The following is a 17,537-nucleotide window of genomic DNA, read 5'->3' as shown; positions in this document are numbered from 1 at the left end:
TTAAAGAGTCTCTGATCCGGTCAGGCGTTTGATGGTGCCGCGTAGCACGGGGCTGTCGGGCTGATCCTTGAGGAACTTGCTCCAGATCTGCTTGGCCTCGCGCTGCTTGCCGTTGTTCCACAGCACTTCACCCAGGTGCGCCGCCACTTCCTGATCGGGGAAGCGTTCCAGGGCCTGGCGCAGCAGGCGTTCGGCTTCGTCCAGGTTGCCCAGGCGGAAATTCACCCAGCCCAGGCTGTCGAGGACGGCCGGGTCTTCCGGAGTCAGCTGGTGGGCTTGCTCGATCAGGGTCTTGGCTTCGGCATAGCGTGTAGTGCGGTCAGACAAGGTGTAGCCCAGGGCGTTCAATGCCATGGCATTGTCCGGTTCGCGCTGGATGATCAGGCGCAGATCCTTTTCCATCTGCGCCAGGTCATTGCGTTTTTCCGCCTGCATGGCGCGGGTGTACAGCAGGTTCATGTCGTCGGGGTATTGCTGCAGGGCCTGCTGGATGACTTTCCAGGCGCGCTCGCCCTGGTTGTTCGCCGACAGGGTCTCGACTTCGATCAGGTACAGCTGGATGGCGTAGTCGGGTTGGGCGTCGCGGGCCGCCACCAGGCGTTTTTGCGCCTCGTCGGTGCGGCCGTTGTTCATCAGGATATCGGCCTGGCGCAACTGTGCGGGCAGGTAGTCATTGCCCGGGCCGACCTGGCCGTATTCGATCAAGGCCCCTTGCGGGTCGTTGAGTTCTTCGGCGATCCGGCCCAGGTTCAGGTGCGCGGAGTCTTCGTGGCTTTCACGGGCAATCAGGTCTTCCAGGTAGCCCTTGGCTTCTTCCCAGGCCTTGGCCTCCAGGCAGACGAGTGCCAGGGAATAGCGCAGTTCGTCATCTTCCGGATATTGCTGGACCAGACTGGAGAACTGGGTCTTGGCATCCTCCATGCGGTCCTGCTCCACCAGCATGCGGGCGTAGGTCAGGCGCAGGCGCTTGTCGTCCGGGTACTTGCGGATGCTTTTTTCCAGCAGCGGCAGGGCTTCTTTACCCCGGTTCAGGCTTTGCAGCAGGCGGGCGCGCAGCAGCAATGGCGCAACTTCACCGTCTTCCGGTGGGTTCTGTTCCAGCAGGGCCAGGGCTTCCTTGGCGTCGCCGTCCTGTTGCATGAGCAAGGCCTTGCCGAAAATCAACTGGCTGTTGTGCGGGTGTTTCTGCAGCAGGCGGTCGAAGCTTTTCATCAGGCCGTTGCGCGTGTCCTGGTCGGTATCGGCTGCGGACAGGGCAAGAAAGTCGAAGTGGGTATCGCCCTTGCCTTGCAGGACCTTCTCCATATAGACCATCGAGTCGTCATAGCGCCCGGCCCGGGCCAGCTGGATCGCGGCGGCTCGCTGCGCTTCCAGGTCGTCGGGGGCGTTTTTCGCCCAGATCAGCGATGTGTCCAGGGCAGCCTGGTCGGCGCCTAGGTACTCGGCGATGCGAAAGGCCCGCTCGGAGATGCCCGGATCCTGGGTGTTGATGGCCTGGGTCACGTAGTTGTCCAGGGCAATGTCGAAACGATTGCGCTGGCCCGCGAGTTCAGCGCTCAGCAGGCTGAAGACGGTGTCTTCGCTGAACGAGGAATAGACCTTGGGCTTTTCAGGGGCGGAGGTGCTGTCTTCCACCGGCGACGTAGCGTCCGATGAAACGGGTGCCAGAGATTGGCAACCGCTGAGGAAGACAAAGGCGAGGAGCAACGCGGAAGATCTATTCATATAGGAAGAGGGCGACTAACCTGCGGTCGGATCATCATGACACAAGCCTTCGGCCAAACATAACCGAGACTCAACGGGATGCCAGAACAGAGGCAGTCTATTAGTTTCTGCGCGAAAACTGCCTGCGCTTCGACCATGCTGCGCGCTGGGCGGCCTTGGCGCTACGCAGAAACAGGCTCGGAATGCTCATTTAGGCTCCTAAACTCCGCTTCCTCGCCTGTTTTCGCCTTGCCTGATCTTCGCTCGGCGAGTTTTGGCACAAAACTAGGACAATAGTCGGCGGTAGTTGTTCTGAGTCGGGCGAAGTAGGACAATTGCCGGCTTCTCGACATCATCAGCGACCTTGAATGGCCTTCCTTGCACTCGGTATTAACCACAAGACTGCTTCTGTAGACGTCCGCGAGCGCGTGGCCTTTACCCCTGAGCAGTTGGTTGAGGCCTTGCAGCAGCTCTGCCGACTCACCGACAGCCGCGAAGCTGCGATCCTCTCCACCTGCAATCGCAGTGAGCTCTATATAGAACAGGATCATCTTTCTGCGGATGTGGTGCTGCGCTGGCTGGCGGAATATCACCATTTGAGCCTAGACGAGCTGCGCGCCAGTGCCTACGTGCATGAGGACGATGCGGCAGTTCGTCACATGATGCGGGTGGCGTCGGGGCTGGATTCGCTGGTACTGGGCGAGCCGCAGATTCTCGGGCAGATGAAGTCCGCCTACGCCGTGGCCCGCGAGGCCGGCACCGTCGGGCCGCTGCTGGGCCGGCTGTTCCAGGCCACATTCAGCGCCGCCAAGCAGGTGCGCACCGACACCGCCATCGGTGAGAACCCGGTGTCCGTGGCCTTCGCCGCGGTGAGCCTGGCGAAACAGATTTTCAGCGACCTGCAACGCAGTCAGGCCCTGCTGATCGGCGCCGGGGAGACCATCACCCTGGTGGCCCGGCACCTGCACGACCTGGGAGTCAAGCGTATCGTGGTGGCCAACCGTACCCTGGAGCGCGCCAGCCTCCTGGCGGAGCAATTCGGTGCCCACGCCGTGCTGCTCTCGGATATTCCCCAGGAACTGGTGCACAGCGACATCGTCATCAGTTCCACCGCCAGCCAGTTGCCGATCCTCGGCAAGGGCGCTGTGGAAAGTGCCTTGAAGCTGCGCAAGCACAAGCCGATTTTCATGGTGGACATCGCCGTTCCCCGGGATATCGAGCCAGAAGTCGGCGAGTTGGACGACGTTTACCTCTATACCGTCGACGACTTGCACGAAGTGGTGGCGGAAAACCTCAAGAGCCGCCAGGGCGCGGCCCAGGCCGCCGAGGAACTGGTGAACATCGGCGCCGAGGATTTCATGGTGCGCCTGCGGGAACTGGCGGCGGTGGATGTGCTCAAGGCCTATCGTCAACAAAGCGAGCGCCTGCGTGACGAAGAGCTGCAAAAAGCCCTGCGCCTGCTGAGCAACGGCTCCAGCGCCGAGGACGTGCTGGCCCAACTGGCCCGCGGCCTGACCAACAAACTGCTGCACGCGCCGAGCGTGCAACTGAAAAAGCTGTCTGCCGAAGGCCGCCTCGATGCGCTGGCCATGGCCCAAGAACTCTTTGCCCTCGGTGAGGGCTCATCGGATAAAACCCCGTAATGAAAGCGTCACTGCTCAGTAAGCTGGACATTCTCCAGGATCGTTTCGAGGAACTGACCGCCTTGCTCGGCGATGCTGAGGTCATTTCCGATCAGGCCAAGTTCCGCGCCTACTCCAAGGAATACGCGGAAGTCGAGCCGATCGTGGCTACTTATAAACAGGTGCTCAAGGTCCAGGCGGACCTTGAAGGCGCCCAGGCGCTGCTCAAGGACAACGACCCGGACCTGCGGGAAATGGCCGCCGAGGAAGTGCGCGAGGCCAAGGAACAACTGGCCGAACTGGAAAGCAGCCTGCAGCGCATGCTGCTGCCCAAGGATCCCAACGACGGACGCAACGTATTCCTGGAAATCCGTGCCGGCACCGGCGGCGACGAGGCGGCGATCTTCTCCGGCGACCTGTTCCGCATGTATTCCCGTTACGCCGAGCGGCGCGGCTGGCGGCTGGAGATCCTCTCGGAAAACGAGGGTGAGCACGGCGGCTACAAGGAAGTCATTGCCCGGGTCGAAGGCGAGAGCGTCTACGGCAAGCTGAAGTTCGAATCCGGCGCGCACCGCGTGCAGCGAGTGCCGGCCACCGAATCCCAGGGCCGCATCCACACTTCGGCCTGCACCGTGGCAGTACTGCCCGAGCCGGATGAACAGGAAGCCATCGAGATCAACCCGGCGGACCTGCGCATCGACACCTATCGCTCCTCCGGCGCCGGTGGCCAGCACGTGAACAAGACCGACTCGGCGATCCGCATCACCCACATCCCTTCGGGGATCGTGGTGGAGTGCCAGGAAGAGCGTTCCCAGCACAAGAATCGGGCGCGGGCCATGTCCTGGCTGTCGGCCAAGCTCAACGACCAGCAGACCAGTGCCGCGGCCAATGCCATTGCCAGCGAGCGCAAGTTGCTGGTGGGCTCGGGGGATCGTTCCGAGCGCATCCGCACTTACAACTTCCCCCAGGGCCGGGTCACCGATCACCGCATCAACCTGACCCTGTATTCCCTGGACGAAATCCTCGCCGGGGGCGTGGAAGCCGTCATCGAGCCGTTGCTGGCTGAATATCAGGCCGATCAACTTGCGGCATTGGGTGAGTAAATGACCATCATCGCCAGCCTGCTGCGCGCAGCCCAACTGCCCGACTCGCCGACTCCGCGCCTGGATGCCGAGCTGCTCCTGGCCGCGGCCCTGGGAAAGCCCCGCAGCTTTCTCCACACCTGGCCGGAGCGCATCGTGCCCAGCGAGGCGGCCCTGGTGTTCACCGACTACCTGCAGCGACGCCGCTCCGGCGAGCCGGTGGCCTATATCCTTGGCCAGCAGGGCTTCTGGAAGCTCGACCTGGAGGTGGCGCCCCACACCCTGATCCCGCGCCCCGACACCGAACTACTGGTGGAAGCGGCGCTGGAACTGTTGCCCGCGACCCCAGCCACGGTCCTTGACCTGGGCACCGGCAGTGGTGCCATCGCCCTGGCCCTGGCCAGCGAGCGCCCGGCCTGGCAGGTCACGGCGGTGGACCGGGTACTGGAAGCCGTGGCCCTGGCCGAACGCAACCGCCAGCGCCTGCAACTGGACAACGTCAGCGTGCTCAGCAGCCACTGGTTCAGCTCCATTGAGTCCCGGCGCTTTGATCTGATCATCAGCAACCCGCCCTACATTGCCGAAGCCGACCCCCATCTGGTGGCCGGCGACGTGCGTTTCGAGCCGGAAAGCGCCCTGGTGGCGGGCAAGGATGGTCTGGACGACCTGCGGCTGATCGTCGCCCAGGCTCCGCAGCACCTGGAGGCCGGTGGCTGGCTGATGCTGGAGCACGGTTACGATCAGGCCGCGGCGGTCCGCGAGTTGCTGGCTGCCCAGGGTTTCATCGAAGTCCACAGCCGGGTCGACCTCGGTGGGCATGAGCGCATCAGCCTCGGGTGCCGGCCGTGCTGACCGACCAGGAGCTGTTGCGCTATAGCCGACAGATTCTGTTGCAGCATGTCGATATCGACGGCCAGCTGCGCCTCAAGGAAAGCCGCGTGCTGATCGTCGGTCTCGGCGGTCTCGGTGCTCCCGCAGCCTTGTACCTGGCGGCGGCGGGGGTTGGTGAGCTGCACCTGGCCGACTTCGACAGCGTGGACCTGACCAACCTGCAACGCCAGATCATCCACGACAGCCACAGCGTCGGGGTCAGCAAGGTGGACTCGGCCATCAGTCGCCTGTCTGCCCTCAACCCGGAGGTCCGCCTGGTGCCCCATCGCCAGGCGCTGGATGTCGATACCCTGGCCGTTGCCGTGGCGGCGGTGGACCTGGTGCTCGATTGCTCCGACAACTTCAGTACCCGCGAGGCGGTGAACGCCGCTTGCGTGGCGGCCGGCAAGCCCCTGGTCAGCGGTGCGGCGATCCGCCTGGAAGGGCAATTGTCGGTCTTCGACCCGCGGCGCCCGGAAAGCCCTTGCTACCACTGTCTATACGGGCATGGCAGCGAAGCCGAACTGACCTGCAGCGAAGCCGGGGTGCTCGGCCCGCTGGTGGGCACCGTGGGCAGCCTGCAGGCCCTGGAAGCCCTGAAACTGCTGGCCGGGTTTGGCGAGCCGCTGGTGGGCCGGTTGTTGTTGATCGATGCCCTGGGTACGCGTTTTCGTGAACTGCGAGTCAAACGCGATCCCGGTTGCCGTGTCTGCGGAGTTCATCATGAGTGAAGCGCCCATTGCGGTGTTCGATTCCGGTGTTGGTGGTCTGTCGGTGCTGGCGGAAATACAGCAACGGCTTCCCAACGAATCGCTGCTGTACTTTGGCGATTGCGGGTATATCCCCTATGGCGAAAAGACCCCGGAGTTCATTCGCCAGCGCTGTGCCCTGATGGCGCAGTACTTTCGCGAACAGGGCGCCAAGGCCCTGGTCCTGGCCTGCAATACCGCCACCGTGGCCGGAGTTGCCGACTTGCGCCGGGATTACCCGGACTGGCCCATCGTCGGCATGGAGCCTGCGGTCAAGCCCGCGGCAGCTGCAACCCGCAGCGGTGTGGTTGGGGTGCTGGCCACTACCGGCACCTTGCAGAGCGCCAAGTTCGCCGCCTTGCTGGATCGTTTTGCCGCTGACGTGAAAGTCGTCACCCAGCCCTGCCCGGGCCTGGTGGAGATGATCGAGAACGGCGACCTGCACAGCGCCGCTGTGCGCCAGATGCTGCAGGGTTATGTGGCACCGTTGCTGGCCGCGGACTGCGACACCATCATCCTGGGATGCACCCACTATCCATTTCTCAAGCCGCTGCTGGCGCAGATATTGCCCGGACACATCAGCCTGATCGACACCGGTGCCGCGGTGGCCCGTCAGTTGCAGCGCCTGCTGGGCGAAGGCGATCTGCTCGCTCGGGGGCCGGCACAGGAAACCCGGTTCTGGACCAGCGGCGATGTAGCGCACTTCGCCAAGGTCCTGCCAGTGCTGTGGAAAGAGTCCGGCAGAGTCCAGTCTTTCGAATTGTGAAAAAAACGTGAAATACCCGCTGCTGGCGCTGAACTTCCGAGCGTGCCCAGACTTCTATAACCAAGTCACGAGGTTGTACAAAAGCATACAAGACCGTTCAAAAAGGATTTTCCTGATGAAGCGATTGTTCTGTCTGGCTGCGCTGGCGGCCGCGTTTTGGGGGCACAGTTTTTCCGCGCAGGCGGCCGGAGTCGAGTTCTCCGTGGGGCAAACCGGCGATTCGACCCAGGCCTATCGGCTGGGTATGCAATGGGATTGGGACAAGAGCTGGCTGCAAAGTGACGTCGGCCGTCTCACGGGTTACTGGAGCGGCGCCTACACCTATTGGGATGGCGACAAGACCTCCAGCAACCACAGCCTGTCGTTCTCCCCGGTGCTGGTCTACGAATTCGCCGGGGCCAGCGTCAAGCCCTACATCGAGGCCGGCATCGGGGTAGCGGCCTTTGCCCATACCCAGGTCGAGGACAACAAGCTGGGGTCATCCTTCCAGTTCGAAGACCGCATCGGTTTCGGCCTGCGCTTCGCCGGTGGCCATGAAGTCGGCATCCGCGCCACGCACTACTCCAACGCCGGCATCAAGACCCCCAACGACGGTATCGAAAGCTACGCGCTGCATTACACGATGCCGCTCTAAGGCTGCTATCAGCGATACGCCGTGGCAATTCCCCGGCGTTCGCTCAAGCAATCGGCCTCGCCCAGCTCGAACTCGCGACAGATCAGCGGCCGCAGCTCATAGATGCTGCAACGCATGCTGTCGCGGTCCAGCGCCGCGCACCAGCCGTCATCCAGGCGGCGCATGACTTCCCCTCCCCAATCGTCGGTATCGATAAAGCGCTCGGGCACCCCGGTGTCGGTGATCAGGATGACCTCCAGCTGGCAGCAACAGGCGGCGCAGGTGGAGCAACTGACGGCGGGTTCGGCGGCGATGGAGATAACGGGGATGGTGGTCATAGGCGCGCAGTGTAAGGCAGTGAGCCCGGGCTGTGTTAAAGCCCGGACGGATGCTCAGTCTCCGGTGACCAGTGGCGGCTCTTGCGGTGCCGGCCGCGCGAGCACGTGCAGCAGCGGCAATAGCAGCGCCCACAGCAGCCCCAGGCCGAGCAGGGTGGGGCCGGTGCCGTAGGGAAAGGTCACTCCCGCCAGGCGCCCCCCGGCGTAGTAGGAAAGCGGCCCGCCCAATGCCCCCAGCACACACCCCAGCCACCAGGGCCGGGCGCTCCAGGCCAGGCCATGGCGCAGTGTGGTGGCCAGCAGGGCCCAGAGCAGCATCAGCCACAAGGGCACCAGCAGGCTGACTTGCTGGAACTGAAACACCCCGAGCCAACTGAGGAAGCTGTCCAGGGCGATGCCGATCAGGGCAATGCCGACGATCATCGGGCCTTCGTCGGCCCAGCGGCCGATCCAGTGCAGATGCGCCAGCAGGATCGCCACCCCCAGCAGCAGCCAGAGGCTGTCGCCGCTGAGCACGCAGATGAACCAGCCCAGCTGGAACAGCAGGGCATTGACCAGTTGCCTAGGCATCGAGGCGCCCGAGCACTGGTTGTGGCGCGGCCGCAGGTTTGGCCAGCAGCAGTTGGGCGGTGCCAATGCTGCGTTCCAGGAAGCCGCCTTCGCAATAGCACAGGTAGAACTCCCAGAGCCGCAGGAAGTATTCGTCGTAGCCCAGTTCGCCGAGACGGCCATGGGCGCGGCGAAAGTTCTCGTGCCACAGGCGCAGGGTGCGGGCGTAATGCAGGCCGAAGTCCTCCATGTGCAGCAGGTTCATGTCGGTGTCGCGGCTGACCACTTCGAGCATCTTCTGTACGCAGGGCAGGGCGCCACCGGGAAAGATGTAGCGCTGGATGAAATCCACGCCATTTTTCGCCTGCTCATAGCGCTGGTCGCGAATGGTGATGGCCTGTAGCAGCATCAGGCCGTTGCTCTTGAGCAGGTGCGCGCATTGCTTGAAGTAGGTGGGCAGGAAGCGGTGGCCCACGGCTTCGATCATCTCGATCGACACCAGCTTGTCGTACTGGCCGCGCAGGTCGCGGTAATCCTCCAGCAGCAGGGTTACCCGGTCCTGCAGGCCGGCGGCCTCTATCCGCTGCCGGGTATAGGCGAACTGCTCCCTGGACAGGGTCGTGGTGGTCACCCGGCAGCCGTAGTGTTGCGCGGCATACAGGGCCATGCTGCCCCAGCCGGTGCCGATCTCCAGCAGGTGGTCCTCGGGCTTGAGCGCCAGCTTCTGGCAGATGCGTTGCAGCTTGTTCAGCTGGGCCTGCTCCAGGCTGTCTTCGGCGCTGCGAAACTGCGCGGCGGAATACATCATGGTGGGGTCGAGGAACTGCTCGAACAGCTCGTTGCCCAGGTCGTAGTGGGCCGCGATGTTTTTCTGCGAGCCCTTACGGGTATTGCGGTTGAGCCAGTGCAGGCCGCGGATCAGCGGCCGGCCTAGTTTCGCCAGGCCGCCTTCCATGGCGTCCAGCACGTCCAGATTGCTGACGAACACGCGGATCACCGCGGTCAGGTCCGGGGTGCTCCAGTAGCCGTGGATGAATGCCTCGCCGGCGCCGATCGAACCGCTGCTGGCCACCAGGCCCCAGGCGCTGGAGTCGTGGATGTGGATTTCCCCCAGCAGGGCGGCACCACTGCTGCCGAACACCAGACGCTCGCCCTCTTCGCAGACCACTAGTTGGCCGTGCCTGAGCTGCGCCAGTTGCCGCAGCACGCCACGGCGCAGCAGGCTGGCGGTGAGGCTGTGGGTGCTGAGCAAGGGGGTTCTGGCCGAGATGCTAGAGGATTTCATGGCGGCGATCCTTGGGTTGTACGGCGGCTGTGCGATAGGCGCCAACGGCGGCCCGATGGGGAAAAAAGCGCATGCCCTTGGCGGCCAGGCGCAGGGCCTGCCAGTAGATCGCCAGGCAGGTCTTGGCGGTCATCCATGGAAAATGTCGCAGGTACTGGTGCAGGCTGCGTCGATCCAGGGGCTGGCGTTGCAGGTTGAGGGTGGCGTCGAACACCTTGAGCTCGCCCTGCCAGTCGGCCATGTGCACGCCCAGCCGCTCGGCCGGCGGGCTGAAGCTCATGCGGTACTCCAGATCCCGGGGCAGGAATGGCGATACGTGGAAGGCCTTGGCCACGGCGAAGTGCTGGTGCTCGGGCGTTGGGGCAGTGCCCGGGCGGGCCGGTAGCACATAGTGATAGCGCTCGCGCCAGGGGGTGTTGGTGACTTCGCAGAGAATCGCCGCCAATTGCCCGTTGGCCTCGAAGCAATAGAAGAAGCTCACCGGATTGAACGCCAGCCCCCAGCTGCGCACCTGGGTCAGCAGGCGTATTGCGCCGCTGGGGGCGTGGCCGATGGCCGCGGCCACCTGTTGGCGTACCGCGTCGATCAGGCGCATGCCCTGCCCGGTGAAGGTCGGCAGGTAGTCGCTTTCACGGAAGGCGAAGGGCGCGAAACGGCTGCGGCCTGCCAGGGGCGAGAGCCCCAGCACCGCTTCCTGCTCGTCCAGGTCCAGGTACAGCAGGCCGATCCGGTAGCGGAAGGCATGGTCCTTGGGGGCGAAGCGCCGGTGGCTGATCCAGCCGTTGTACAGGGCGCTGTTCACAGTTGCTCTCCAAAGGCCTGGGCCACGCGCAAGGCGCTGACCACGCCGTCTTCATGGAAGCCGTTGGCCCAGTAGGCTCCGCAATAGAAGCTGTGGTGCGCGCCCTGCAGTTCGCCCCAGCGCGCTTGTGCGGCCAGCGCGCCGAGACTGTATTGCGGGTGGGCGTAGGTGTAGCGGGCAAGAATCTTCGAAGGGTCGATGGCGGCGCTCTGGTTGAGGCTGACGCAGAAGGTACTGCTGCTTTGCAGGCCCTGGAGAATGTTCATGTCGTAGGTCACGGCTGCGGCCTTTTCGGCGCTGGCGTCGAGGCGGTAGTTCCAGCTGGCCCAGGCCAGGCGCCGGCGTGGCAGCAGGCGGGTATCGGTGTGCAGCACCACGTCGTTGTCGGCGTAGGGCAGGGCCTGGAGGATTTCCTGTTCAGCGAGGCTCGGGCTGGATAGCAGTTGCAGGGCCTGGTCGCTGTGGCAGGCGAACACCACCTTGTCGAAGCGCTCGCTGCCGGCGTCGCTGTGGATAAGTACGCCCTGCTCATCGCGTTCGACCCGCCGCACCGGGCAGTCGAGACGGATGTGCTGGCGAAAGCTTGCGGTCAGCGGCTCGATGTAACGGCTGGAGCCGCCTTCGATCACGCACCATTGCGGGCGGTTGCTCACCGAGAGCAAGCCGTGGTTCTTGAAGAAACGCACGAAGAACTGCAAAGGGAAACCGAGCATCTGCCCCGGCGACATCGACCAGATCGCTGCGCCCATGGGCACGATGTAGTGGCGGATAAAACGCTCGCCGTAGCCCTGGCTTTGCAGGTACTGGCCCAGGGTGGTGTCGGCGGCGATGCGTTGTTGCAGCAGGTCCTGCTGGGAGGCCCGGTTGAAGCGCAGGATGTCCCGCAGCATGCCCCAGAACCCCGGTGACAGCAGGTTGCGCCGCTGGGCGAAGAGGCTGTTGAGGTTGTTGCCGTTGTACTCCAGCCCGGAGGCTGGGTCGCACACCGAAAAGCTCATCTCGGTGGCTTTGTAGCGCACCCCGAGCTGCTTCAGCAGGCGAATGAAGTTGGGGTAGGTCCAGTCGTTGAAGACGATGAAGCCGGTGTCCACGGCCTGGGTCTCGCCATTGAGGCTGACGTTCACGGTGTGGGTATGGCCGCCGATCCAGCTGCCGGCCTCGTAGACCCGGATGTCATGCCGGCGGTTGAGCACATAGGCGCAGGTCAGGCCAGCGATGCCGCTGCCGATGATGGCGATTTTCACGATGTTTCCCCGCTACGGGCCAGGCGCCTGGCAATGCCCAGTTGCAGGCGGCCGGGCAGCCAGGCCAAGAGCTTGAGGCCGAAGATGAACAGACCTGGGAAGGCGATCTCCAGGGGGCGCCTGCCCAGATGCCGGTGGATATGCCGTGCGGCCTGTTCGGCGGTCCAGCGCATGGGCATCGGGAAATCGTTGCGTGCGGTCAGTGGCGTGTCGACAAAACCCGGGCTGACCAGGGTCACGTCGATGCCTTCGGCAGCAAGATCGATACGCAGGGACTGCAGCAGATAGCGCAGCGCCGCCTTGGAGGCGCCATAGGCACCGGCCCGGGGCAGTGGCAAACAGGTCACCGAACTGGCCACGCCCACCAGGTACGGGCGATTGCCTGCGCGCAACAGCGGCAGTGCGGCCTCGATGCAGTAGCTGGCGGCCAGCAGGTTGGTGTTCAGCACCCGTTCGATCAGCGCTGCGTCGAACTGCTGTACCTCGATGTATTCGCAGGTCCCGGCATTCAGGATCACCGTGTCCAGGGCGCCCCAGGCCTGGGCGATGCGCTTGCCGATCTCGCGTACCTGCAAGGCATCGGTGAGGTCGCCGGGCACCACCAGCACTCGGCCCGGATAGCGCTTGGCCAGGGCCTCCAAGGGCTCGCGGGAACGGGCGCTGAGCGCCAGCTGGGCCCCGGCCTTGAGCAGTTCTTCGGCCAGGGCTGCACCGATGCCGCTGCTGGCACCGGTGAGCCAGACCCTTCGTGGCATGGCAGGCTTCATCCGAGCCTCCGTTTCAGCCAGGCGATCATCGCCCCGAGTAGCGGCAAGTGTTCATAGAGCAGGGCACCGGCGTCGAAATAGTCGCGGTGGCGGTAGACCCTGGCGTCGCGCCATTGCAGGTACGAGCAGCCCGCCACCTGGATCAGGCCGCCGCCGTTGAGGCGCGGGTGGCGGTAGCTCATGGTCCAGCGCAGGTAGCCCTGGTCCTCGGCGCACAGGTCGCTGCCGTGGAAGTCAAAGCGCAGCTCACGGACGTTGGCGTAGAGCTCGGCGAAGTAGCCGCGCAACTGGGCCAGCCCCTGGACCTCGTGCAGAGGATCGGTGAACTGGATGTCATCGCTGTAGAGCTGCTCCAGCCGGTCGAGATTGTGCCGATCGAGGGCGGCGAACTCCCGGGCGAAGTTGTCGAGAAAGTCACTCATGGCTCACCCCTGCATCCATTCGCGCGGGCAGTGCCTTGAACGCCGCCAGGGCCCGCTCCCGGGAGCGTGAAAGATCGACGATCGGCGCCGGGTAGCCAGGCACGCCGAACAGGCCGCCCATGGCCGCCGGGTTGTGGATATCTTTTTTGTTCAGCCCCGCCAGTTGCGGCAGCCAGTGCTTGATGAAGCGCCCCTCACTGTCGAACTTCTGCGACTGGCTGATGGGGTTGAAGATGCGGAAGTAGGGCGCCGAATCGGTGCCGGTGGACGAGCTCCACTGCCAGCCGCCGTTGTTGGCCGCCAGGTCGCCGTCGATCAGGTGGCGCATGAAGAAACGCTCGCCCTCGCGCCAGTCGATCAGCAGGTTCTTGGTCAGGAACATCGCCACCACCATGCGCAGGCGGTTATGCATCCAGCCGGTCTCCAGCAGCTGGCGCATGGCGGCATCGATGATCGGCAGGCCGGTGCGGGCCTCCTGCCAGGCCGCCAGTTCCTCGGGGGCATGGCGCCATTTCACCGCCTCGGTTTCCGGGCGAAAGGCCCGGTGCCGGGACACCCGTGGGTAGCCCACCAGGATGTGTTTGTAGAACTCGCGCCAGAGCAGTTCGTTGATCCAGGTGACGGCCCCGGGGCTGCCGCTTTCAAACTCGCCCTGGTTGCCGCGCAAGGCGGCGTGCAGGCACTGGCGGGGCGAGATCACGCCGGCGGCGAGGTAGGGCGAAAGCTGGCTGGTGCCGGGTTTGGCCGGGAAGTCGCGTTCGCTCTGGTAGTAGTGGATCTGTTCATCGCTGAACTGCTCCAGGCGCCTTTGCGCCTCGTCCTCGCCGGCGGGCCACAGCTCGCGCAGGGCTTGGGTGGGGCTGGGAAAGCCTTCGACCCGCTGCGGGAGCGGATCGGCGTTGATCGACAGCGGCAACTGAGCCCCGGGTGCCTTCACCAGGGCCGGCAGTGCGGTATGCAGGCGGCTGTAGCAGACCTTGCGAAACTGGCTGAAGACCTGGAAGTAGCCGCCGCTCTTGGTCAGTACGCTGCCGGGCTGGAACAGCAATTGGTCGAGATGACCCTGGACGCTGATTCCGGCGTGTTGCAGGGCCCGGGTCACGGCGGCATCGCGGCGGCTTTCGTGGATGCCGTATTCCTGGTTGAAGTGCAGCATCTGCACCTGCAATTGCCGGCACAGCTCCAGCAGGACCTGAGGCGCCTGCTCCCAGGTGGCGGCGCTGCGGATCAGCAGCGGGATATTCAGGCGGCCCAGGGCGGTGCTCAGCGACTGCAGGTTACGCAGCCAGAAATCGATCTTGCACGGTGCATCGTCATGGGCCAGCCACTGCTCCGGGCTCAGCAGATACACCGCTACGGCCGCGCCCCGCTGGGCGGCGGCGCTCAGGGCGGTGTTGTCATGTAGGCGCAGGTCGCTGCGCAGCCAGATCAATTGCATGTCGGTTCCCGGATCAGAAAAGTCCTCGCTCGAGCAGTAGCTGGCAGGCCGCTATCGGGTCCTGGGCCAGGTACAGATCGGCGATTTCAGTGGTACATACGGACCACTGGGCGGGGTGGATGCACACCGCGGGTCCGACGATGAATTTTTTGCAGGCCACGCCGCTGAGCAGCCTGGGCAACTGGGCGGGGTTGAGTGCCTTGCCGGAATACAGCAGCAGGCCCCGGGCCTGCAGGCGTTCGGTGGCCAGGGCCAGTTCGCCGCCGGGCAGCGGCCAGTCGAAGACCTCCACCGGGCAGTCGGCGTTACTGGCCAGCCAGGCGGTGAGCCACAGGTGCGGCTCCAGTGGCAGGTCCGACTGATTGACCAGCAGCAGCGGGGCGCCCTGCACCTGGCGGTTGTTGTGATAGATCCGGGCGCCGAGCTTGCTGCGCAGCCAGGAGTAGAAGAACACCTGTTCCATCTGGCTGCCGAACTGGCCTTGCCAGCGTTGTTGCAGTTCCGCCAGCAGCGGCATCAACAGGTGCTCGCACAGGGTCCGTGGCGGGTACAGCGCCATGGCCTGATTGAAGGTGTCGTCGACCTTGCGCTCGGCCAGCTGGCTGATGGCCCGGGCGAGGGCGGCGCGCAGGTGCAGCCAGTCATTCTCCACCTGGGGGCTGGAGCCGGTGTCGCTGTCCAGCAAGGGCTTGACCTGGCTCACCGCAACCCCTCGATTGAGCCAGGTGAGGATGGTCAGGATCTGCTGCACCTGCTCGCTGGAATACAGCCGGTGGCCCTTGGGCGTGCGCCGGGGCACGATCAGCCCGTAGCGGCGCTCCCAGGCCCGCAAGGTGACTGCGTTGACACCGGTCTGGCGCGCCACCTCGCGGATCGGCAGCCAGCCCTGTTCCTGGCAGTCGGTATCCGGGGCGGTGTCTTCGTCGACCGCTGAGGGGAAGGGTTTCATGGCTCAGATCGCGTTGCGCAGGCTGAGGTCTTCGGGGTGCGGCTGCAGGTACAGTTGCTGGGCAATGTAGGGATCGGGGTTCTGGCGCAAGTGGTGCTTGAGCAGGGTCAGGGGCACCACCAGCGGCACGATGCCCTGGCGGTACTGGCTGATGAGGCGTTGCATTTCCTGCTTGTCCTCGCTGCTGATGGCCCGCTTGAAGTAGCCACTGATGTGCTGCAGCACATTGCTGTGGGTGCCACGGGTGGCGCAGCGGCTCAGCGCTTCCATCAACTGGCTGAAGTAGCGTGGGCCGAGCAGCGTCGCATCGCCCTTGCCCATGCTGCCCAGCAGATTGCCCAGGGCCTTGTACTGTTCGGGGTGATGGGCCATCAGCAGGTATTTGCAGCGTGAGTGGAAGTCGGTGAGGGCGCGGCGGGTCAGGCCTTGCTTGAGCAACGCCTGCCAGTCGCGATAGACGTAGACCCGGGTCAGGAAGTTTTCCCGCAGTACCGGGTCATTCAGGCGCCCCGCTTCCTCCACGGGCAGGTCCGGGTGCCGGGCGCAGAAGGCCTGGGCGTAGATGCCGCGCCCGCCGCTGCGATGGGGAATGCCGTTGGCCTGGTACACCTTGACTCGCTCCAGGCCGCAAGAAGGGGAGCTCTGCATGAAGATGTAGCCGCAGATATCTCCCAACTGGCCCGCCATGTATTCGGCGTAGTCGGCCAGGGGCTGGGTGACGTCCAGGCTGCTGTCCCGTGTGCCTGTGGCCCGTGGCTGTTCGGGGGTGCCTACCAGGCGAATCGGCTCCCGGGGTGTGCCCAGGCCGATGGCGACTTCCGGGCAAAGGGGCACGAAATCGAAGTAGCCGCACAGCACCCGGCTGCACAAGCGAGATTCCTTGTGCCCGCCGTTGTAGCGGACCTCGACGCCCATCAGGCAGGCGCTGATGGCGATTTTCGGCTTGGCAGACATGGTTCAACCTCCGGGGTATACCTGTACAAGAACGATGGCTTGTACAACTTTTATCCATCATAGAATTAAAGTTGTACAAGTCAAATTATTTGTATAGGTATCCGCCGGCGCGGATGCGCTAGGTTATCGCCAGCCCATGTGCCAGTCGCGCTCGTTCTGCAGGGTCTGCCAGCTCAGGCGCTGGCTGCGTCGGGTGAGCACCGCCTGCAATTCGATGTCCAGCACGGTGCCTTGTTCATCGCAGAACAGCTCGGTAACCAGGAAGTGTTTCTCACGGTGTTGCGGGTGGGCTGCTGTCCACTTCGACAGCAGCAGTTTGCGCGGGTTGAGGCGATTCACTGCAGGCTCTCGTGGAGCCGGCGCGCGGCCTCCTGCCCGCTCAGCCAGGCGCCTTCGACGCGGCCGGACAGGCACCAGTCGCCGCAAACGTACAGGCCCAGATCGGCGTCGGCCAGGGCGCCCCATTCATGGCTGGTGGCCGGGCGGGCGTAGAGCCAGCGGTGGGCCAGGCTGAAGGTGGGGGCGGGCATGACGCTGTGCAGCAGCTCGGCGAAGGCACCGTGCAGTTGTTCGGTCACGGCTTCTTTCGAGAGGTCGATGTGCTGCCGGCTCCAGGCGCTGGTGGCATGCAGGACCCAGGTGTCGAGGTGGCTGTCGCGCCCGGGCTTGCTGCGGTTGCGGGCCAGCCAGTCCAGCGGGCTGTCCTGCACGAAGCAGCCTTCCATGGGGGTTTCCAGAGGGGTATCGAAGGCCAGGGCGACGGCCCAGGTCGGGTCCATTTTCACCCCGGCGGCGACGCCCGCAAGCTTCGGTGCGGCGGCCAGCAGGGCGGTGGCCTGTGGCGCTGGCGTGGCGATCACGACATGGCTGAAAGGGCCGTGGGTGAAACCTTCGGCGTCCTGCAGATGCCAATGCTGTTCGCCGCGGAAGACTTCGGTGATGCGGCAGGCGAAGTGGGCCTCGAGGTCGCCGATCAGCGCGCGGGTGATGGCGCTCATGCGGGGAGTGCCGACCCAGCGGGTCTGTTCATCCGGCGAGGGGCTGAGCTGGCCGCCGTGGGAGTTGTAGAGTTGTGGCGTCCATTCGGCGACCCAGCCCTTGGCTTGCCAGCGCTGGACTTCGGTGACGAAACGACGGTCACGGGCGGTAAAGTACTGGGCTCCCAGGTCCAGGCTGCCGGCATCGCTGCGTTTGCTCGACATGCGCCCGCCGCTGCCGCGGCTTTTATCGAAAAGGTGGACGGTATGCCCGGCATCTCGTAGCGCCTGGGCGGCGGAGAGTCCGGCGATGCCGGTACCAATGATTGCGATGGGTACTGTCATAGGGGCCTCGTTTACCTTTCTGTACAGATTACGCCGCCGCCAAAACCTGTACAATATTGTT

19 protein-coding genes are annotated in these 17,537 nt (G+C 64.4%); 6 read left to right on the top strand and 13 right to left on the bottom strand.

Translation table 11 applies throughout. The annotated features are described in order from the left end of the window. The gene (locus tag AC1RMG_RS17065; protein ID WP_011063408.1) at nucleotides 1-1,725 is read right to left on the bottom strand and encodes a tetratricopeptide repeat protein; all 1,725 of its coding nucleotides are present in this window, start codon (nucleotides 1,723-1,725) and stop codon (nucleotides 1-3) included. 347 nt (nucleotides 1,726-2,072) lie between these two features. On the opposite strand from AC1RMG_RS17065, the gene hemA reads away from it, so the two are divergent. From hemA to AC1RMG_RS17035, 6 genes are all read left to right on the top strand, one after another. Beyond that, nucleotides 2,073-3,347, top strand: a complete 1,275-nt coding sequence (gene hemA / locus AC1RMG_RS17060; protein WP_047285350.1) for a glutamyl-tRNA reductase — start codon at nucleotides 2,073-2,075, stop codon at nucleotides 3,345-3,347. Next, a complete protein-coding gene (gene prfA / locus AC1RMG_RS17055; protein ID WP_011063406.1) occupies nucleotides 3,347-4,429 on the top strand; it encodes a peptide chain release factor 1 in 1,083 nt (360 codons plus the stop codon). The genes hemA and prfA overlap by 1 nt, the downstream gene beginning before the upstream one ends. Then, entirely contained in the window at nucleotides 4,430-5,260 is an 831-nt protein-coding gene (gene prmC, locus AC1RMG_RS17050) for a peptide chain release factor N(5)-glutamine methyltransferase (RefSeq protein ID WP_015636975.1), read from the top strand. Continuing rightward, on the top strand, nucleotides 5,254-6,009 hold the full coding sequence (locus AC1RMG_RS17045; RefSeq protein ID WP_125063679.1) for a molybdopterin-synthase adenylyltransferase MoeB: 756 nt from the start codon (nucleotides 5,254-5,256) through the stop codon (nucleotides 6,007-6,009). The genes prmC and AC1RMG_RS17045 overlap by 7 nt, the downstream gene beginning before the upstream one ends. After that, nucleotides 6,002-6,793, top strand: coding sequence for a glutamate racemase (gene murI, locus AC1RMG_RS17040; RefSeq protein ID WP_025131835.1), 792 nt, complete (start codon nucleotides 6,002-6,004; stop codon nucleotides 6,791-6,793). Before AC1RMG_RS17045 ends, murI begins: the two co-directional genes overlap by 8 nt. 115 nt (nucleotides 6,794-6,908) lie before the next feature. After that, nucleotides 6,909-7,427: an acyloxyacyl hydrolase gene (locus AC1RMG_RS17035; protein ID WP_210458100.1), complete on the top strand. Its 519-nt coding sequence runs from the start codon at nucleotides 6,909-6,911 to the stop codon at nucleotides 7,425-7,427. A gap of 8 nt (nucleotides 7,428-7,435) precedes the next feature. Here AC1RMG_RS17035 and AC1RMG_RS17030 read toward each other — a convergent pair whose 3' ends face one another. From AC1RMG_RS17030 to AC1RMG_RS16975, 12 genes are all read right to left on the bottom strand, one after another. Then, entirely contained in the window at nucleotides 7,436-7,744 is a 309-nt protein-coding gene (locus AC1RMG_RS17030; protein ID WP_493169664.1) for a YkgJ family cysteine cluster protein, read from the bottom strand. A 54-nt stretch (nucleotides 7,745-7,798) separates the two neighbouring features. Then, the gene (locus AC1RMG_RS17025) at nucleotides 7,799-8,314 is read right to left on the bottom strand and encodes a DUF2878 domain-containing protein (RefSeq protein WP_072442504.1); all 516 of its coding nucleotides are present in this window, start codon (nucleotides 8,312-8,314) and stop codon (nucleotides 7,799-7,801) included. Then, nucleotides 8,307-9,578, bottom strand: coding sequence for an SAM-dependent methyltransferase (locus AC1RMG_RS17020; protein WP_072450942.1), 1,272 nt, complete (start codon nucleotides 9,576-9,578; stop codon nucleotides 8,307-8,309). The genes AC1RMG_RS17025 and AC1RMG_RS17020 overlap by 8 nt, the downstream gene beginning before the upstream one ends. Beyond that, nucleotides 9,565-10,380, bottom strand: a complete 816-nt coding sequence (locus AC1RMG_RS17015; RefSeq protein WP_125062179.1) for a DUF1365 domain-containing protein — start codon at nucleotides 10,378-10,380, stop codon at nucleotides 9,565-9,567. The genes AC1RMG_RS17020 and AC1RMG_RS17015 overlap by 14 nt, the downstream gene beginning before the upstream one ends. Beyond that, the gene (locus tag AC1RMG_RS17010; RefSeq protein ID WP_011063397.1) at nucleotides 10,377-11,624 is read right to left on the bottom strand and encodes an NAD(P)/FAD-dependent oxidoreductase; all 1,248 of its coding nucleotides are present in this window, start codon (nucleotides 11,622-11,624) and stop codon (nucleotides 10,377-10,379) included. Before AC1RMG_RS17010 ends, AC1RMG_RS17015 begins: the two co-directional genes overlap by 4 nt. After that, nucleotides 11,621-12,391, bottom strand: a complete 771-nt coding sequence (locus AC1RMG_RS17005; protein WP_065365196.1) for an SDR family NAD(P)-dependent oxidoreductase — start codon at nucleotides 12,389-12,391, stop codon at nucleotides 11,621-11,623. Before AC1RMG_RS17005 ends, AC1RMG_RS17010 begins: the two co-directional genes overlap by 4 nt. Next, nucleotides 12,388-12,813, bottom strand: a complete 426-nt coding sequence (locus AC1RMG_RS17000) for a nuclear transport factor 2 family protein (RefSeq protein ID WP_493169661.1) — start codon at nucleotides 12,811-12,813, stop codon at nucleotides 12,388-12,390. Before AC1RMG_RS17000 ends, AC1RMG_RS17005 begins: the two co-directional genes overlap by 4 nt. After that, on the bottom strand, nucleotides 12,806-14,251 hold the full coding sequence (gene phrB, locus AC1RMG_RS16995) for a deoxyribodipyrimidine photo-lyase (protein ID WP_019095045.1): 1,446 nt from the start codon (nucleotides 14,249-14,251) through the stop codon (nucleotides 12,806-12,808). The genes AC1RMG_RS17000 and phrB overlap by 8 nt, the downstream gene beginning before the upstream one ends. 13 nt (nucleotides 14,252-14,264) lie before the next feature. Then, nucleotides 14,265-15,200, bottom strand: a complete 936-nt coding sequence (locus AC1RMG_RS16990; RefSeq protein ID WP_410036521.1) for a MerR family transcriptional regulator — start codon at nucleotides 15,198-15,200, stop codon at nucleotides 14,265-14,267. Between the two features lie 3 nt (nucleotides 15,201-15,203). Further along, nucleotides 15,204-16,154, bottom strand: a complete 951-nt coding sequence (locus AC1RMG_RS16985; RefSeq protein WP_152686426.1) for a YbgA family protein — start codon at nucleotides 16,152-16,154, stop codon at nucleotides 15,204-15,206. 123 nt (nucleotides 16,155-16,277) lie between these two features. After that, complete coding sequence (locus tag AC1RMG_RS16980; RefSeq protein WP_019095048.1) at nucleotides 16,278-16,493, bottom strand: TIGR02450 family Trp-rich protein; 216 nt, start codon at nucleotides 16,491-16,493, stop codon at nucleotides 16,278-16,280. Then, nucleotides 16,490-17,476, bottom strand: coding sequence for an NAD(P)/FAD-dependent oxidoreductase (locus AC1RMG_RS16975; RefSeq protein ID WP_011063390.1), 987 nt, complete (start codon nucleotides 17,474-17,476; stop codon nucleotides 16,490-16,492). The genes AC1RMG_RS16980 and AC1RMG_RS16975 overlap by 4 nt, the downstream gene beginning before the upstream one ends. Nucleotides 17,477-17,537: the final 61 nt, after the last annotated feature.

Source organism: Pseudomonas sp. GW822-FHT04H02 (assembly GCF_058800645.1).
The sequence above is the reverse complement of the archived record's forward strand: the minus strand, read 5'-3'. Positions and strand labels throughout refer to the sequence as shown.

Coding starts and splice junctions, on each gene's coding strand:
- murI (WP_025131835.1), top strand. CDS start 6,002: ATGAGTGAAGCGCCCATTGCGGTGTTCGATTCCGGTGTTGGTGGTCTG.
- AC1RMG_RS17005 (WP_065365196.1), bottom strand. CDS start 12,391: ATGAAGCCTGCCATGCCACGAAGGGTCTGGCTCACCGGTGCCAGCAGC.
- AC1RMG_RS17000 (WP_493169661.1), bottom strand. CDS start 12,813: ATGAGTGACTTTCTCGACAACTTCGCCCGGGAGTTCGCCGCCCTCGAT.
- phrB (WP_019095045.1), bottom strand. CDS start 14,251: ATGCAATTGATCTGGCTGCGCAGCGACCTGCGCCTACATGACAACACC.
- AC1RMG_RS17030 (WP_493169664.1), bottom strand. CDS start 7,744: ATGACCACCATCCCCGTTATCTCCATCGCCGCCGAACCCGCCGTCAGT.
- AC1RMG_RS17025 (WP_072442504.1), bottom strand. CDS start 8,314: ATGCCTAGGCAACTGGTCAATGCCCTGCTGTTCCAGCTGGGCTGGTTC.
- prfA (WP_011063406.1), top strand. CDS start 3,347: ATGAAAGCGTCACTGCTCAGTAAGCTGGACATTCTCCAGGATCGTTTC.
- AC1RMG_RS17035 (WP_210458100.1), top strand. CDS start 6,909: ATGAAGCGATTGTTCTGTCTGGCTGCGCTGGCGGCCGCGTTTTGGGGG.
- AC1RMG_RS16975 (WP_011063390.1), bottom strand. CDS start 17,476: ATGACAGTACCCATCGCAATCATTGGTACCGGCATCGCCGGACTCTCC.
- hemA (WP_047285350.1), top strand. CDS start 2,073: ATGGCCTTCCTTGCACTCGGTATTAACCACAAGACTGCTTCTGTAGAC.
- prmC (WP_015636975.1), top strand. CDS start 4,430: ATGACCATCATCGCCAGCCTGCTGCGCGCAGCCCAACTGCCCGACTCG.
- AC1RMG_RS16990 (WP_410036521.1), bottom strand. CDS start 15,200: ATGAAACCCTTCCCCTCAGCGGTCGACGAAGACACCGCCCCGGATACC.
- AC1RMG_RS17020 (WP_072450942.1), bottom strand. CDS start 9,578: ATGAAATCCTCTAGCATCTCGGCCAGAACCCCCTTGCTCAGCACCCAC.
- AC1RMG_RS16985 (WP_152686426.1), bottom strand. CDS start 16,154: ATGTCTGCCAAGCCGAAAATCGCCATCAGCGCCTGCCTGATGGGCGTC.
- AC1RMG_RS17065 (WP_011063408.1), bottom strand. CDS start 1,725: ATGAATAGATCTTCCGCGTTGCTCCTCGCCTTTGTCTTCCTCAGCGGT.